The 16,904-nt window shown below is 56.9% G+C and carries 14 protein-coding genes and 1 pseudogene; 10 read left to right on the top strand and 5 right to left on the bottom strand.

Translation table 11 applies throughout. The annotated features are described in order from the left end of the window. Positions 1-10: 10 nt before the first annotated feature. Both PSES9_RS0109180 and PSES9_RS0109175 read right to left on the bottom strand, forming a co-directional pair. Positions 11-1,000 carry an NAD-dependent epimerase/dehydratase family protein gene (locus tag PSES9_RS0109180; protein WP_010486257.1) on the bottom strand — a complete coding sequence of 330 codons (990 nt, stop codon included), beginning with the start codon at positions 998-1,000 and terminating at the stop codon, positions 11-13. A 321-nt stretch (positions 1,001-1,321) separates the two neighbouring features. Continuing rightward, positions 1,322-1,648 carry a cupin domain-containing protein gene (locus PSES9_RS0109175; protein WP_010486256.1) on the bottom strand — a complete coding sequence of 109 codons (327 nt, stop codon included), beginning with the start codon at positions 1,646-1,648 and terminating at the stop codon, positions 1,322-1,324. A 355-nt stretch (positions 1,649-2,003) separates the two neighbouring features. On the opposite strand from PSES9_RS0109175, the gene PSES9_RS0109170 reads away from it, so the two are divergent. Together PSES9_RS0109170 and PSES9_RS0109165 are read left to right on the top strand one after the other, a co-directional pair. Then, positions 2,004-3,347 (top strand): dihydrolipoyl dehydrogenase family protein, encoded by a 1,344-nt coding sequence (locus PSES9_RS0109170; protein WP_010486255.1) that lies wholly within the window; start codon positions 2,004-2,006, stop codon positions 3,345-3,347. Between the two features lie 115 nt (positions 3,348-3,462). Then, on the top strand, positions 3,463-4,503 hold the full coding sequence (locus tag PSES9_RS0109165; protein ID WP_036988168.1) for a saccharopine dehydrogenase family protein: 1,041 nt from the start codon (positions 3,463-3,465) through the stop codon (positions 4,501-4,503). Between the two features lie 12 nt (positions 4,504-4,515). On the opposite strand, the gene PSES9_RS0109160 is transcribed toward PSES9_RS0109165, so the two are convergent. Next, positions 4,516-5,406 (bottom strand): LysR family transcriptional regulator ArgP, encoded by an 891-nt coding sequence (locus tag PSES9_RS0109160; protein ID WP_010486251.1) that lies wholly within the window; start codon positions 5,404-5,406, stop codon positions 4,516-4,518. A 92-nt stretch (positions 5,407-5,498) separates the two neighbouring features. On the opposite strand from PSES9_RS0109160, the gene PSES9_RS0109155 reads away from it, so the two are divergent. From PSES9_RS0109155 to PSES9_RS0109140, 4 genes are all read left to right on the top strand, one after another. Then, on the top strand, positions 5,499-5,909 hold the full coding sequence (locus tag PSES9_RS0109155) for an ACT domain-containing protein (protein WP_010486250.1): 411 nt from the start codon (positions 5,499-5,501) through the stop codon (positions 5,907-5,909). Between the two features lie 4 nt (positions 5,910-5,913). Next, positions 5,914-6,519, top strand: a complete 606-nt coding sequence (locus PSES9_RS0109150; protein ID WP_010486249.1) for a LysE/ArgO family amino acid transporter — start codon at positions 5,914-5,916, stop codon at positions 6,517-6,519. A gap of 345 nt (positions 6,520-6,864) precedes the next feature. After that, positions 6,865-7,446, top strand: a complete 582-nt coding sequence (gene sodB, locus PSES9_RS0109145) for a superoxide dismutase [Fe] (protein ID WP_010486246.1) — start codon at positions 6,865-6,867, stop codon at positions 7,444-7,446. A gap of 331 nt (positions 7,447-7,777) precedes the next feature. Beyond that, on the top strand, positions 7,778-9,841 hold the full coding sequence (locus tag PSES9_RS0109140) for a putative bifunctional diguanylate cyclase/phosphodiesterase (protein ID WP_010486244.1): 2,064 nt from the start codon (positions 7,778-7,780) through the stop codon (positions 9,839-9,841). Positions 9,842-9,865: 24 nt separating this feature from the next. On the opposite strand, the gene PSES9_RS0109135 is transcribed toward PSES9_RS0109140, so the two are convergent. Further along, a complete protein-coding gene (locus PSES9_RS0109135) occupies positions 9,866-10,753 on the bottom strand; it encodes a GIDE domain-containing protein (protein WP_010486242.1) in 888 nt (295 codons plus the stop codon). A gap of 9 nt (positions 10,754-10,762) precedes the next feature. Beyond that, complete coding sequence (locus PSES9_RS0109130; RefSeq protein ID WP_010486239.1) at positions 10,763-11,335, bottom strand: LemA family protein; 573 nt, start codon at positions 11,333-11,335, stop codon at positions 10,763-10,765. 202 nt (positions 11,336-11,537) lie between these two features. On the opposite strand from PSES9_RS0109130, the pseudogene PSES9_RS23265 reads away from it, so the two are divergent. From PSES9_RS23265 to PSES9_RS0109110, 4 genes and pseudogenes are all read left to right on the top strand, one after another. Further along, a pseudogene (locus PSES9_RS23265) lies at positions 11,538-12,893 on the top strand (imelysin family protein). A 207-nt stretch (positions 12,894-13,100) separates the two neighbouring features. Further along, positions 13,101-14,528 carry a di-heme oxidoreductase family protein gene (locus PSES9_RS0109120; protein ID WP_010486238.1) on the top strand — a complete coding sequence of 476 codons (1,428 nt, stop codon included), beginning with the start codon at positions 13,101-13,103 and terminating at the stop codon, positions 14,526-14,528. 9 nt (positions 14,529-14,537) lie between these two features. Further along, complete coding sequence (locus tag PSES9_RS0109115; protein ID WP_010486237.1) at positions 14,538-15,599, top strand: imelysin family protein; 1,062 nt, start codon at positions 14,538-14,540, stop codon at positions 15,597-15,599. Further along, positions 15,600-16,694, top strand: a complete 1,095-nt coding sequence (locus PSES9_RS0109110; RefSeq protein ID WP_010486236.1) for a DUF1513 domain-containing protein — start codon at positions 15,600-15,602, stop codon at positions 16,692-16,694. The last annotated feature ends 210 nt before the right edge of the window (positions 16,695-16,904 follow it).

The raw sequence follows: 16,904 nt of genomic DNA, 5'->3' as shown, positions 1-16,904 counted from the left end.
AATTGGCGGCTCAGCCCTGCTGATGCTTCCACCACTGGCAAAACTCATCGAGCGCTGTCCACAGGCTAACTTGCGGATCGTAATCCAGTAATTCCCGTGCCCGGCTGATATCCAGTGAGAAATCCTTGGCCATCACCGCAACCCCCAGGCGGAACAACCCCGGTTCTGGCTGGCCAGGAATCAGCTTGCAAATGCCTTCGTTCAAAGTCGCTGCGCTGTAGGCAAGGCCATAGGGTATATGGCGCGTCACCTGGGCCAAGCCCATCTGGCGCAGCACATAGTTGACCACATCCCACAACGGTACCGGCGCGCCGTTACTGATGTTGTAGACCTTGCCCAGCGCAGGCCCAGCGGCCAGCAGGCAACTGAACAAGGCATCATTGAGATTGTGCACGCTGGTAAAATCGACCTTGTTCAAGCCGTTGCCGATAATCGACAGGCGACCTTTGCCGTGCATCCTGATCAAACGCGGGAAAATACTGGTGTCACCAGCACCCGTAACGAAGCGTGGCCGCACGGCCAATACTTCAAGACCAAATTCCTGCGCACCAAACACTTGCTGCTCTGCCAGGTATTTGGTCTTGCCGTAATGATCAGAAAAGCGCTTGGGCACTTGCTCTTCGCTGATATTGACATGGGACTGGCCGTCGAAGTAAATCGAGGGAGAGGATAAATGCACCAGGCGCCGCACATGCTTTTTCAAACAGGCTTCAATGATGTTTTCAGTGACCACCACATTGGCCTGGTGGACGTGCTCGTACTTACCCCAGACGCCCACCGCGCCTGCGCAATGCACCACGGCCTCAACATCATCACAGAGCGCCAGGGCTAATTGAGGATCGCTCAAGTCACCCTGGATAAACTCGGCACCACGCTTGACCAAATGCGCAACGCTCTCGGGCCGGCGTCCATTGACTCTCACCTGCAAACCCTGCTCCAAGGCAAAGCGAGCAAAGCGTCCGCCAATAAAACCGCTTGCGCCGGTCACGAGAATTTTCATTGAGCACCCCGGATTATTATTATCGACAGATGCTGCACTTTAGCAGCATGGCGTGCCTGATGGCCTGTCGGAACATGCCAGAATCACGTCTTTATAAGCCGTTCAGGTGCAGCAGGAAACCAAGCGCTGGCAAAGGCCAGTAGACGGCACCGGCAAACCTGGGGATAGAACCTGCACCGCTGTGCTGAGCAGGGCATGGCGTGAGCGGTTTATGCACGCTTGTGAATGCGCGGACGGCTTATTTGCCGGAGGAAGGATATTGCATGAGTCTGCCGCACAGGCATCAGGACGCTGCATGAACAGCGCCCTGACAGGATCGATCTAGGCCAATTTGGCAATCAGATCCTTGCGAGAAGGCGTCCAGACGCTAAGGACGACGCCGGTCGTGTTTGAACTATTGGTAATGTTGTGCAGCTGGTTTGGGTCGATGGTGATCGACTGCCCGGCATGCAGAGTGACAGTTTCACCTTCCGACATAAAATCCAAAGAGCCGCTGACCACATAATTCACCTCTTCGTGGGGGTGCTGATGTGGCGTTGCGATAGCGCCGGCCGGAATTTCAATCTCGGAAACAGTCAGGTCATCACTGTTGCTCAATATTTTGATGGTTACATCGCCAAATTTGATTTCATTGCCTAGATTGGCCATAGATCCCTCTACTCTCGTCAGGTATTAATCGCTGCCTGAGTGTTTCCCCCAGGCAACCTCAAGCACGGTTCAATTGCCGCTCGCGTTGCGACTTGCGGCGAATACTTATTCAGGTGCCGCTGTATTCGACGCGCGAAACACTAAACCATTACAAATCCCTCACCCGTAGGAAACGCCCTAAAAACCATCACGCAAGGGCTTATTACAATCATGAAGCGGCTCTTTTGACGCTCGCGCCCACACACAGCGGCGTGACCTTATGCCCCCAACCCCCTAGTATCCTTTGTATGAAAGTGCGTGTTTCGGCAAGCCAGCCAAGGCGCCCCACTCAATAATCGACAGAAAGGATGCTCGAATGTCAGATAAATTTGACGTCATTATCATTGGTGGAGGAAACGCAGGGTTTGGCGTTTCCTCGATCCTGGCCAAGGCCAACAAGACCATTGCCTTCATTGAACAGGCCGAGTTTGGAGGCACCTGTCCGAATCGCGGCTGCACGCCGAAAAAGGTACTGGTCGCAGCGGCCAAGTCACTTGATGAAATTGGTAAAGCGGCTGGGCATGGCATCAGCGTTGGAGAACCAAGTATTGATTGGGCTGCACTGATCGCCCGTAAAGACCGGATGATCGACTTTATTCCGGGGGCCATGAAAAGCCTGGCCGAAAAGCGTGGGCAGGTCTTCACCGGCCAGGGCAAGTTCGTTGGCAAAAACCGGGTTGAAGTGAACGGGCAGGTCCTTGAAGCCGAGCACATCATCATCGCCACCGGTTCGAAAACCCGCCCACTGCCCATCCCAGGCGCCGAGTTGATGATCACCTCTGACGAGGTGCTTTCCAACAGCCAACCGCCCAAGGACGTGGTGTTTATCGGTGGAGGCGTGATCGCGCTGGAGTTCAGCCATGTGTATGCCCGCGCAGGCATTAACGTGACCATTGTTGAAGCTATGCCGCAGCTATTGCCGCGTCTTGATGCCGACGCCGTGGCCGCCCTGCAAGTCGCGACCGAGGCGCTTGGCATTGAGGTCAAAACCAGCGTCACTGTTGAAAAAATCAGCAAGGATGCAACAGGTCTGAACGTGCATATTCGACACCAGGGCAAAGCCTTGGTGCTCAAGGCGGACACAGTAGTCAACGGCGCCGGACGCGTCGCCAATATCGACGGCCTCGACCTCGAAGCGGCCGGGATTCTCCATGACGGCGCGCGTATCGAGGTCAATCCGAACTTCCAGTCGAGCTCCAACCCACATGTCTGGGTGGCTGGCGATGCCCTCGCTACTACGCCGCAGTTGTCGCCAGTGGCCACCTACGAGGGTCAGATTGTCGGCAACAACATTCTCAGCAACGGCTCGACCAGCGACTACCGGGTACTGCCGACAGCCGTGTATACCATTCCGGCACTGAGCAGCGTTGGCCTGACTGAAAAGGAAGCTCGTGACTCGAAGGCCGCGATCGAAGTTGTCAGTAATGACATGGCGAACTGGTTTTCCAGCCAGAACGTGCTGGCCAAGCATGCCTGGGCAAAGATAATCGTCGATAAAGATACCGACCTGATTCTTGGCGCGCACATGCTCGGCCATCAAGGCGAAGAGTTGATCAACCTGATTGCACTGGCGATGCGCTTCAACATCACCCGCACCCAACTAAAAGAACAGATTTATGCCTACCCGACCTTCAGCTCAGACTTGAAAAACTTGCTATAGCAGGCGCCTATCAACCGCAAAAGCCAGGCCAGGGCCTGGTTTTTTGTGCAATCTGCTAACCTCAACTAACTGACACCGGCTGTAAGGAGGCTGCTGCGTGACCAAGAACAAATGGATGATCTACGGTGCCAACGGCTATACCGGCCACCTGATTGCGGCGCAAGCTGTGGCCCAGGGAATGACACCAATACTGGCGGGGCGAGACCCGGCGGCCATTCATGCGCTCGGCACCCTGCACGGTCTCGAATGCAGGGTTTTCGACCCTCAGCAACATGCGCAAGCGGCTCACGCCTTGCTTGATGTGGCGGTAGTCGCCAATTGTGCCGGCCCTTTCTCCGCCACCAGCGCAGCCATGATATCGGCGTGCCTGAGCAGCAAAAGCCATTACCTGGATATCACCGGCGAAATCAGCGTGTTCGAGGCGGCGTATGCCCGCGACCAACAAGCACGGGAAGCCGGCGTGGTACTTTGCCCCGGCGTTGGTTTTGATGTAATACCGACTGACTGCATTGCCGCTTGCCTGCATCAAGCCATGCCTGACGCAACGCAACTGGCACTAGGCTTTGAAACCTCAAGCGGGCTATCACCCGGCACCGCCAAAACCACAATCGAAGGCTTGAGCCTGGGCGGAAAAATCCGCCGTGCCGGGGTTATTACCGATGTCCCCCTGGGCTATAAGCGCCGCCAGATCGACTTTGGTCGTGGCACTAAAGCGGCAGTAACCATTCCTTGGGGCGATGTTGCAACCGCCTATTACTCAACGGCAATCAATAATATCGAGGTCTACCTGCCCGCGCCCTCGGCCGTGGCGATTGCCATGTCATTACTCAACCCAGTGCGTAGGCTTTTTGGCCTGAGCGCGGTCCAAAATGGCTTGAAGGGGTTGGTCGAAAAATTCATCAAGGGCCCCAGCGAAGAGCAGCGCATGCGCCAGCGCACCTGGCTTTGGGGCGAAGTGCGCAACGACGCTGGCGAGATCAAGAGCGCCTCTTTGCAAACCGCCAACGGTTATGATGTGACAGTTCATGGCGTGCTTCATTCGGTGCGACACCTGCTTGACTACCAAGGTGATGGAGGCTATTTCACTCCAACAAAATTGCTTGGTGCTCGCGTAATCGAACAATTGCCAGGCTCAGGCAAGATCACGATCAACTAGCCATACAGGGACTCAAGGCGCAATCAAGCAAGCAGGGGCCGTGCCGAGCAAATGATCTGTAAGTTGGTTGAGCAACTCGCCACCATTGCGCCAATGATGCCAATACAGCGGCACATCAATTGGCTGCTGTGGCCTTAGCTCCACCAGCTCACCACTGGCCAACTCATTGATCACTTGCTGCTCGGGCACCAAGCCCCAACCCAAACCCGCCTGGGCCATGCGCAGAAAACCTTCGGACGATGGACACAGGTGGTGCAAGAAGCCGCCCTCGGCACCTTGTGCTGCCAGATACCGATGCTGCAGAAAATCATCTGGCCCAAACACTATCGCCGGCGCTTTGATCAATCCCTCGGCGCTCACCCCGCGGCTGAAATGTCGACGAATAAACGCAGGACTGGCCAAGGCCCGGTAACGCATCGCCCCCAGTGCGACACTGCGCGCTCCAGCCCCCGGACGATCGGTGGCGCAAACACAGCCAGCTACATCACCAGCACGCATGCGCTTGAGTCCAACATCCTGATCCTCCACGACCAACTCCAGCAGCAAATGCTTGTCCGCACAGAACTGCCCAACCGCCCCCGCCCACCAGGTCGCCAAGCTGTCGGCATTCAAGGCAACCCGCAAACGCTCCGGCGTGCTGTTGTCATTCAGACCTGGCACCTGCCCCTGCAAGTCACGCTCAAGCAGGCGCACTTGCTGAACATGATTGAGCAGGCGTCGGCCAACCTCCGTGGGTGTTGGCGGGGTTGCGCGCACCAATACCGGCTGACCGACACGAGCCTCCAGCAACTTGACCCGCTGCGACACCGCAGACTGCGACAAGCCCAGCACTTGAGCGGCGCGCTCAAAGCCTGCCTGTTCAACCACCGCCGCCAAGGCCGCGAGTAATTTGTAATCGAACAAATCAGTTTTCCTAATGACGCATGAGCAAGATTGCTTTTCCTTATACAGCCAAAGCTATCAAACTGGCTATCCCAATCAAGAGTTAGCCGCTCATGTCCGGCGAAACATCCTTGCCAACCTTGCTACGCAGCATGACACCCCGGTTAAACCCAGGCGCCTATGTGTTTTGCAGTATCGAGTCGCTGAAGCAGTTGGGTGACATCGAACCGCTAGGCAGCTTTCGTGAACGCGAAGGCCTCACGGTGATTATTTCCCAGGCCCAGGCGCAACAGCTCTCGCTCAAGACCGACTACATAGCAGCATGGCTGACCCTCGAGGTTCATTCCGCCTTGAGGGCGGTGGGCCTCACTGCCGCATTTGCCAATGCACTGGGTGAACAAGGCATCAGTTGCAATGTGATTGCCGGTTATTACCACGACCACATTTTTGTCGATGCCAGCCAAGGTCAACAGGCCTTGGCGGTCTTGCAGCAACTGAGTCGACAAGCCGCTACACAGGAGTAATCGCATGTGGCAAAGCTATTCCAACGGACTGCTGGTGGCGATCGGCCTGATCATGGCCATTGGCGCGCAGAACGCCTTTATCCTCGCTCAAAGCCTGCGCCGTGAGCATCACCTGCCTGCCGCACTGTTATGCATTGCCTGTGATGCCGTTCTGGTTGCAGCCGGGGTATTTGGCCTGGCTGCAATTCTCAGCCAGAGCCCAACCTTGATGGGGATTGCCCGCTGGGGCGGCGCAGCCTTTCTACTTTGGTATGGCAGCCAGGCATTGCGTCGCGCCTGGCGACCACAGGCGCTGGACCAACAGGGATCGCCCTTGCCGCGCTCGCTCAAGGCGGTGATTCTGGCAACACTCGCAGTCACCCTCCTCAACCCCCATGTGTACCTCGATACAGTGCTGCTGATTGGCTCACTCGGTGCGCAACAAAGCATGCCCGGTGCCTATGTGATGGGGGCGGCAAGCGCTTCACTGCTGTGGTTCCTGAGCCTTGCACTTGGTGCCGCCTGGTTGGCGCCCTGGTTGGCCCGTCCCATTACCTGGCGCCTGATTGACCTGGGTGTTGCCCTGATGATGTTCAGTATTGCCTGGCAGCTGTTAAGCGAAGTGGTCTGAAGCCTGATCCAGCCGAAAGCTCCGGTGCAGATGCTTTCCCACACAGTTGTTGCGTGGTTATGGCGCAGCGCCGGTGCTATCATCATGGGCCTGCGTCGTTGTGAGCCTGCCCATACGGTGAACAGGTTCTAAAAACAGTTATCATCGACGCGAGCAGCCTTAATGTGAAAATGTAGAGAGCGCAGCGAACACTGGCAGGCTGGGCTGACAGCACGTCACCCTGTAGTTTCTGTCGGGTTATATCGACCTTGCGCCGAACGCAGTCTTTTTCACACAGTCTGTATTGTATGGCCGCCCGTGATCGGCCTTGCGCTCACCGCACATGACCTGAGTAGGAGATTAACCATGGCTTTTGAATTGCCACCGCTGCCGTACGAGAAAAACGCCCTCGAGCCGCACATTTCCGCCGAGACTCTGGATTACCACTACGGTAAGCATCACAACACCTACGTTGTGAACCTGAACAACATGGTGCCTGGCACCGAGTTTGAAGGCAAAACCCTGGAAGAAATCATCAAGACTTCTTCGGGTGGTGTTTTCAACAACGCTGCTCAAATCTGGAACCACACCTTTTACTGGAACTGCCTGAGCCCTAACGGCGGCGGCGAACCAACTGGCGCACTGGCCGACGCGATCAACTCCGCATTCGGTTCGTTCGACAAGTTCAAGGAAGAGTTCAGCAAGACTTCGATCGGTACCTTCGGTTCTGGTTGGGGCTGGCTGGTCAAGAAAGCTGACGGTTCCCTTGCCCTGGCAAGCACCATTGGCGCTGGCTGCCCGCTGACCAGCGGCGACACTCCACTGCTGACCTGCGACGTCTGGGAGCACGCTTACTACATCGACTACCGCAATGCGCGTCCGAAGTACGTAGAAGCTTTCTGGAACCTGGTGAACTGGGATTTCGTTGCGAAAAACTTCGCGGCCTGATCCAGCGTCACAACAAGCCTCGTGCTTGTTTGAAAAACCCGGCAAACGCCGGGTTTTTTTTGCACTATTTTGTAGATATCGGTAGCGTACTAAAAATAATATGGCCCAACGCCATCCTGGTCAGAAGTACTACACTAGAAAGTCTGCTTGATGGATTAAAGCCAGAGCCATTATCACCGATATACCAGTATCGCCCCAACAAGCCTAGCAAGCGTGACATCGATTTCAGTAGCCGTGAAGCACTCAACCAGCAATGGCTTTTTGACTGCAACCCTGAGTTTGCCAATACTCTTAGCGCCTTACGGCAACCGGCATCACAAGGATCTATCTTTTGAAGTTGGAACTGAAAAACAGACTGTCACTGAGATTACTCCGGGTCGTACTGCTGTCGGCATTGATAGTCGGCGTTGTCCTGAGTTGTGCGCAGATTGTCTTTGATGCGTATAAGACCAAACAGTCTGTTGCAAACGATGCCCACCGAATCCTGGGAATGTTTCGCGACCCCTCGACCCAGGCGGTGTATAGCCTCGACCGAGAAATGGGCATGCAGGTTATCGAAGGCCTGTTCCAGCACGAGTCGGTACAAATGGCTTCGATCGGCCACCCGAATGAGCCGATGCTCGCCGAGCGTGAGCGGCCACCGGCAGAAATTGCAACACGCTGGCTGACCGACCCTATCCTTGGCAAAGCACAGAAATACTCGACCCAATTGGTGGGTAAGGGCCCTTACAGCGAGTATTACGGCGACCTCAACATCACCCTCGACACTGCGGCCTATGGTGAAAACTTCATCACCAACTCGGTGATTATCTTTATCTCCGGGGTACTGCGCGCGCTGGCAATGGGCTTGGTGCTGTATCTGGTTTACCACTGGCTGCTGACCAAGCCGCTGGCAAAAATCATTGAACACCTGAGTGACATCAACCCGGATCGCCCCAGCGCACACAAGCTGCCGATGATAAAAGGCAACGAGCACAATGAGCTGGGCGTGTGGGTCAATACCGCCAATCAACTGCTCGAATCCATAGAGCGCAATACCAGCCTTCGCCACGAAGCAGAGAACAGCCTGCAACGCATGGCCCAGTATGATTTCCTTACCGGCCTGCCCAACCGCCAGCAACTGCAGCATCAACTTGATCAGATCCTGAATGACGCAGGCCGCCTGCAACGCCGTGTCGCAGTGCTTTGCGTGGGCCTGGATGACTTCAAGGGCGTCAATGAACAGTACAGCTACCAGGCGGGCGACCAGTTACTGCTGGCCTTGTCTGACCGCCTGCGTGGCCATGGCGGACGGCTCGGCGTCCTGGCGCGGCTGGGTGGTGATCAGTTCGCCCTGGTGCAAGCCGACATAGAACAGCCCTACGAAGCTGCCGAGCTGGCGCAGAGCGTTCTCGATGACATAAGCAACCCCTTCACCCTCGATGACCATCTGGTACACCTGCGCGCAACCATCGGCATCACATTGTTCCCGGAAGACGGGGACAGCACGGAAAAACTCCTGCAAAAAGCAGAGCAAACCATGACGCTGGCGAAAAGTCGCTCGCGTAACCGTTATCAGTTCTATATCGCCAGCGTAGACAGTGAAATGCGTCGCCTACGGGAGCTGGAAAAAGACCTGCGCATCGCCCTCGAGGGCAACCAGCTGCACCTGGTCTATCAGCCGCAAATCAGTTACCAGGCCAAGCATGTGGTCGGGGTCGAAGCCCTGCTGCGCTGGGAACATCCACAACTTGGCTGGATTCCACCCGACCAGTTCATCCCGCTGGCGGAACAGAACGGCAGCATCATTGCAATTGGCGAGTGGGTGCTCGATCAAGCCTGCCGGCAACTGCGTGACTGGCATGATCAAGGCTTCAACCATTTGCGCATGGCAATCAACCTTTCAACCGTGCAACTGCATCACGCGGAACTGCCGAGAATGGTTAACAACCTGCTGCAAATGTATCGCTTACCTGCGCGCAGCCTTGAGCTGGAAGTCACCGAGACCGGCCTGATGGAAGATATCAGCACCGCAGCCCAGCACTTGCTCAGCCTGCGCCGCGCCGGAGCACTGATCGCGATTGACGACTTCGGTACGGGTTATTCCTCATTGAGCTACCTCAAGAGCCTGCCGCTGGACAAGATCAAGATCGATAAGAGCTTCGTTCAGGACCTGCTCGAAGATGAAGACGACGCAACCATCGTCCGCGCCATCATCCAACTGGGCAAGAGCCTGGGCATGCAGGTTATCGCCGAGGGCGTCGAAACGGCTGCCCAGGAAGCCTACATCATCAGCGAAGGCTGCCACGAAGGTCAGGGCTACTTTTACAGCAAGCCATTGCCGGCCCGTGAACTGACTCTCTACCTCAAGCAAGCGCGGCGCATACATGCAGCCTCAGACTCGGCCGCCTTGTAACCGCCTGCGAATCTACAGCTGGGCTCAGTGCTGAAGCCCAAGCTGCCATGCAAGGCTCAGCGCCCCCACCAGGCACAGGGCCGCGCCGCCCGCAGCCTGCCAGTAGTACCCTCGCGCCAGCTCATCCTCACCCGTGGTTGAAAGCACAAAGGGTTGCGCCTCCCGCGGTTTGGCCATGTGATGCTGAACCGGCCTGAGGCTCTCAAGCCTATGACGATCCTCGGCCTCCAACTGCGCAGCCAAGCGCACACGACTCCACTCCTGCTCATCAAGCTGGCCATTGTTATCGCTGTCGAAACGCTGTAACAGGCCAGAAAAGTCGGACTTCCATTCACGAATCACGGCACCTTGCTGCGCGGCCAAATCCAAGCCCTGACGGCCGCCGCCGGAACTGCGAAAATCACCAATCGCATACAGCGGCTGGCCGACCTGCAAGCGTTCTTCGGTGTAGCGATAGTGTTTACCAATACTGAGAAAACCAAGCATGCCGTTCTTTCTCGGCAGTCGGGGATGGCGCTGATTGCCGCTCCAAAACTCCCGAGTGGTGGGACGCACCCGTGCGCCCTTGGGATTAATCAAGCATTCCCCAGTACCATCGCTCAGCGCCAGCAAAGCATCACTGACGCCTGACTCCAGCGAACGCCAGCTGCGTTTGTTGTCTTCTTGCACATGCTCTTCGATCCGAAAGCGCCACCACACACATGGCTTGCCGGTTAGCGGCCCGACCATGGCACTGTCGGGCCGGGCCGTGATAACGCCATAGAACTCAACATAACCTTGCGCGGCAGAGCGGATCTTGGAGGTTGGCGTATCCAGTAAATGCCGGGCTTGTGAAATGCAGCGCAGGCACCACCACATCCCTACCACTGCCGCACCGGCACTCAGCAGCAAACTCAGCCAATACGCTTGCATGACCAGAACTCAGTTGAACAACAACTTGATATCCACATCGGCTTTTTCAGCCTCACTGAACTGCAACAGCTCACCGGACTTGAAGCCCATTGCCCGGGCCACCAGCACATCCGGAAATTGCTCGATGCGCACATTGTTCAGGTTGACCGCCTCGTTATACAGCTCACGGCGATCCGCAATACCGCTCTCCAGACCACTAATGCGTTGCTGCAGGTGCTGGAAGCTCTCATTGGCTTTGAGTTCGGGGTAGTTCTCGGCCAAGGCAAACAACTGCCCCAGGCCTGAACGCAAACCGGTTTCGGCCTTGCCCAAGGCACTGACATCGCCCCGCTCGCGCGCGCTGGAGACTGCCTGGCGGGCAGCGACGACTCGCTCGAGCGTGGTGCGCTCGTGCTGCATGTATTGCTTGCAGGTATCGACCAGCTTGGGCAGTTCCTCATGACGCTGCTTGAGCATCACGTCGATATTGGCCCAGGCTTTACTGATGCTGTGTTTCAGGCGCACCAAGGCGTTGTACAAGATCACTGCGTAACCCGCGAGCAGCACTAGGATAACAATCAACACAACACTGGTGATGCTCATAAAGGATTCTCCGGAACACCGCAAAGGCGCGAGTAATGGCATTCTAGCGGCATCGAGTTACCAACACAGTGACTCAGTGCATGGGTTTTTTATAAGAATTAATCGCAACGCTCTTTACACGGAATGCAAATCTTTCGCATTATGTTATGAATTTAGAAGTGCCAACACTCATTATTCCTAACCAACTGCAAAGGATTTTGTCATGATTCGTATGCCCCTGGCCTCCGCCAGCCTACTGGCCATCGCTATCTCTCTCGCTGGCTGTGGCGAAGAAAAGGCGCCTACCCCCCAGGCAGCCGCCCCTGCTGCTGAATCTAAACAAGCCACTCCAACGGCTGCTGCAGAGAAAGCCGACAACACCAATGCCTATGATGAAGCGGCTGCCAAAGCCGTTGTATCTCACTATGCAGACATCGCCTTTGCAGTGTTCAGCGACGCTGCCAGCACCGGCAAGGCACTGCACCAGGCAATCGACACCTTTCTCGCCACGCCAAACGACGCCAACCTGAAGGCTGCTCGCGAAGCCTGGGTCGCCGCACGCGTTCCTTACATGCAAAGCGAAGTCTTCCGCTTTGGTAACGCTGTGGTCGACGACTGGGAAGGCCAGCTCAATGCCTGGCCCCTGGACGAGGGCCTGATCGACTACGTTGCCAAGGACTACCAGCATGCGCTGGGCAACCCAGGTGCAACGGCCAATATCGTGGCCAACACTGAAATCCAGGTTGGTGAAGATAAAGTCGACGTCAGCAAAATCACCCCGGAAGTACTGGCCAGCCTGAATGAGCTTGGCGGCTCCGAAGCCAACGTTGCCACCGGCTAACACGCCATCGAGTTCCTGCTTTGGGGCCAAGACCTCAACGGCACCAACCCTGGCGCGGGTGATCGCCCGGCCACTGATTTCGTTGTGGGCGAAGGTGCAACGGGCGGCCATAACGAGCGTCGCCGTGAATACCTCAAAGCCGCTGCCGACCTGCTGGTCAGCGATCTCGATGAAATGGTTGGCCAATGGCAAGCCGGTGTTGCCGATAACTATCGCGCCAGCCTTGAAAAAGACAACGCCAAGAACGGCATGCGTAAAATGCTGTTCGGCATGGGCAGCTTGTCGCTGGGCGAGCTGGCTGGCGAGCGCATGAAGGTTTCCCTGGAAGCCAACTCGACTGAAGACGAGCAGGATTGCTTCAGCGACAACACCCACAATGCACACTTCTACGATGCCAAAGGTGTTCGCAACATCTACCTGGGCGAGTACAAGAAAGTTGATGGCACCATGCTGACCGGCCCAAGCCTGTCTTCGCTGGTTGCCAAGGCCGACGCAAAAACCGACGAGACTCTCAAGGCCGACCTGGCTGACACCGAAGCCAAATTGCAGGTCATGGTCGACAGCGCCAACAATGGCGAGCACTACGACCAATTGATCGCTGCTGACAACGCCAAAGGCAACCAGATCGTTCGCGATGCGATCGCGGCACTGGTCAAGCAAACTGGCGCTATCGAGCAAGCTGCTGGCAAGCTCGGCATCAGCGACCTCAACCCAGACAACGCCGATCACGAGTTCTAAGCGAAAGGCTTGTCGACAAAACCGGTGCGTTAACAGCGCACCGGTTTTTTTATGCCTGTACAGCAGCGCTTGTAACCGAATGGCCACCTTCCACCCTGCGACCGAGTGGCGCAGGCGCGGCTAAATCTTGCTGATAACGCAAATCGCTCTTATTTAAACCTCGTTGTACTGGTACTATTGCGCGCAGTTTTTCTTGGATTGATGCTGATGCCCGCGCTGCTACAACGCCCTCTCCTGCTGGCCGGCCTGGTTTTAGCCTTGGCCTTGAGCGGCTGTGAAAAGCCTGTGCAGTTCACCCAGGCCGAGCCTGGTGAAGCGCTCTCCGGTGGCAGCACCAGCGTGTCCAAGGCAGATCACAATGCCTTTTCCCAACCCTCGGCAAACCTGTCGCCGCTGCGGCGTCTGGATTTCAGTGTTGGCAACAGCTTCTTCCGAAATCCATGGGTCATTGCACCGGCCACCACAATTGCTCGTGACGGACTTGGCCCGCTGTTCAATACCAACGCCTGCCAAAACTGTCACATCAAGGACGGTCGCGGACATCCGCCCGAGCCGAATGCCGTTACCGCCACTTCAATGCTGGTACGGTTGTCGATCCCGGCAACCACGGCTGAACAAGCGAAAATCATTGAAAAACTCGGCGTAGTTCCCGAACCGACCTACGGTGGCCAGCTGCAGGATATGGCCAACCCCGGCGTCGCTCCCGAAGGCAAGGTACGCATGAGCTATACCTTGAGCAGTGTCGAGCTAGCAGATGGCAGCAAGATTGAGCTGCGCAAACCGACATTGGCAATCACCCAGCTCGGCTACGGCCCGATGCATCCAGACACCATGTTCTCGGCACGCATCGCACCGCCGATGATTGGCCTGGGGTTGCTCGAGGCCATTGCCGAGAAGGACATACTTGCCAACGCCGACCCGGACGACAGCAATGGTGACGGTATATCAGGCAGGCCCAATCAGGTTTGGGACGATGTGCGCGGCAAGACCGTACTCGGGCGTTTTGGCTGGAAAGCGGGACAACCCAACCTCAATCAACAAAACGCCCATGCCTTTGCCGGCGACATGGGCCTCACCACCAGCCTGTTGCAACACGACGATTGCACGGCGGCACAGGTCGATTGCCTGGCCGCACCCAATGGCGGCGAACCCGAAGTCAGCGACAAGTTGCTTGGCAGCATCCTGTTCTACAGCCGTAACCTGGCAGTGCCGGTTCGCCGTGACGTCGACAGCCCGCAAGTGCTCAAGGGCAAGAACCTGTTTTACCAGGCGCAGTGCAATGCCTGTCATGTGGAGAAGTTCACCACCGCTGCCGATGCAGCCGAACCTGAGCTGGCGAACCAGGCGATCCGCCCTTTCACCGACCTGCTGCTACATGACATGGGCCCAGGTTTGTCTGACAATCGACCTGAGTTTGCCGCCACGGCACAAGAATGGCGTACTCCGCCGCTGTGGGGCATCGGCCTGACCCAAGCGGTCAATGGCCACACCCAGTTTTTGCACGACGGTCGCGCACGCAACCTGCTTGAAGCTATTGCCTGGCACGGAGGCGAGGCCGAAGCGGCCAAACAACGCGTTTTTGCCTTTAACGCCGAGGAGCGCAAGGCGCTGCTGGCCTTTCTGAATTCGCTATAGGAGCTGCACATGAATCGCTCACCTTTAACCCTCGCACTGTTGAGCGTTTTACTCGGCGCTTGCACGCCTGCTGATCCACAACAGAAAGTCACCTCTGCCCTAGCCGATGGCGTGATCCTGCCCGCCTACAGCTCCTGGGCGGAAGCCGACCAAAAGCTGGCTGCAAGTGGCCAGGCGTTTTGTGCAGGCCAGCAAGACCTGCCGCAAGCTCGAGAAGCGTTTCGGGCCGCGCAAAGCGCCTGGGCGGGCCTGCAAACCGTTCTGGTCGGACCGATCACTGAAGGCAACCGAGCCTGGCAGGTACAGTTCTGGCCAGAAAAAAAGAACCTTGTCGCCCGCCAAGTACAAGGTCTGCTGAAGAAATATCCACAACTCAGCGCTGCCGACCTGGAGAAATCCAGCGTTGTCGTTCAGGGCCTGACCGCCTATGAGTACATCCTCTACGACGAATCAATCGACCTGACCGATGCGCAACAGAAAAACAGCTATTGCCCCTTGATTACGGCAATCGGCAAGCACCAGCAAAAACTCTCGGCCGAGATACTGGCTGACTGGCAGGCTAAAGATGGCGTTGCCAGCCAGTTCAAGGAGTTCCCTAACCCACGCTACGCTGAAGCACCTGAGGCCTTGGCCGACGTGCTGCGCAGCCAGGTGACAGCCATTGATGTACTGAAGAAGAAACTCGGTACACCACTGGGTCGCCAAAGCAAAGGCCAGCCGCAACCCTACCAGGCAGAAGCCTGGCGCAGTAACGCAAGCCTGGCCAACATCGCCGCGACCCTGGCCAGCGCCGAACGCCTGTGGCACGGCGCCAATCAGGATGGCATGCAAAGCTTACTCGGCAGCGATCAAGACGCACTGAAAAAACGCATCGACGCCGCTTATCTCGACACTCGTCAACGTCTGGCAGCACTGCAACGCCCACTGTCCGAATTACTCAAGGAAGAAGACGGCCGCGCCGTTCTCAATGAATTCTACGACAGTCTCAATGTGCTGCACCGTTTGCACGAAGGTGAGCTGGCAAGAACCCTGGGCATCCAACTCGGTTTTAATGCCAATGACGGAGACTGAATGAAACGCAGAGCATTCCTCGGCCTAGCCGGCACCGCACTTGCAGCTAGCGCCTTCGGCGGTTGGACACTGGTCAACAACCATTCGCAACCCTTGCTGGTCTCGGCCCGTGACGGCAGCGATGGCCAGCACTACGCAGTCGGTTACCATCTCGATGGCAGCCAGGCATTCGCGACCCAGGTCAAAGAGCGCTGCCACGACGTCGTGCCGCACCCGAGCTTGCCAATGGCCCTGTTCGTTGGCCGTCGCCCAAGCACCGAGAGCTACCTGATCGACACCCGCGACGGCAAGCTGCTGCAAACCCTGACTTCGCCTGCCGACCGTCACTTCTATGGTCATGGCGCATTCCACAAGGATGGCGACTGGCTTTATGCGACGGAAAACGACACATCCGAACCCGGTCGTGGCGTCATCAGCGTGTATCGTGTGCAAGGCTCAAGGCTTGAGCGCGACCACGAACTGTCGACCCATGGTGTAGGGCCACACCAATTACTGTGGCTGCCTGACGGAGAGACACTGGTTGTCGCCAACGGTGGTATTCGGACCGAGGCCGAAAGCCGTGTCGACATGAACCTCGACGCCATGGAACCGAGCCTGGTCCTGCTCAGGCGCGACGGCAGTCTGATCAGTAAGGAACAGCTCCCCGAACGCATGAACAGCGTTCGCCACCTGGCAATTGCCAGCGACGGCACCATTGTCAGCGGCCAGCAGTACATGGGCGATATGGCGGATAAAGTACCCTTGCTGGCGATCAAGCGCCCAGGGCAGCCATTCGAACATTTTCCCCTGGCCGAAGAACAACGCCAGGCCATGCGCCAGTACACCGCAAGCGTTGCAATCAACAGCGAGCTACGCCTGCTGGCCATGACCGCGCCACGCGGCAACCGGGTATTTATCTGGGACCTTGATAGCGGCGCGGTAAGACTCGACGCCCCGCTACCCGATTGCGCAGGCGTTGGTGCTGTCGAGCAGGGCTTTGTGGTCAGCTCCGGTCAGGGCCGCTGCCGACTGTACGATTGCCGGGAAGAAAAAATAGCCATGCAGCCCCTGCAATTGCCCGCCGGCTTATGGGACAACCACCTGCGTATCGCCTGAATAGCACCGCCTGCCGAATAGGTGGGCGGTCGCCTCTTTAAGACGGAAACACTCAAGAATTGACTGCTGCAGCCGAAAGAGCCCACAGCAGGCTTTTTATGTGCTGACTGCAGAACAAGGATGTTACACCACCTCATAAAATGGAGCGCACAAAGCTGCTGCAAACTCCCTGAATTGAGGTGACCCCAATGTTGTTAAAACACTCTCTGC

This window comes from Pseudomonas sp. S9, assembly GCF_000222125.1.
GTDB lineage: Bacteria > Pseudomonadota > Gammaproteobacteria > Pseudomonadales > Pseudomonadaceae > Aquipseudomonas > Aquipseudomonas segetis.
Note: the sequence above shows the minus strand (reverse complement) of the source record. Positions and strands in the feature narration are given on the sequence as shown.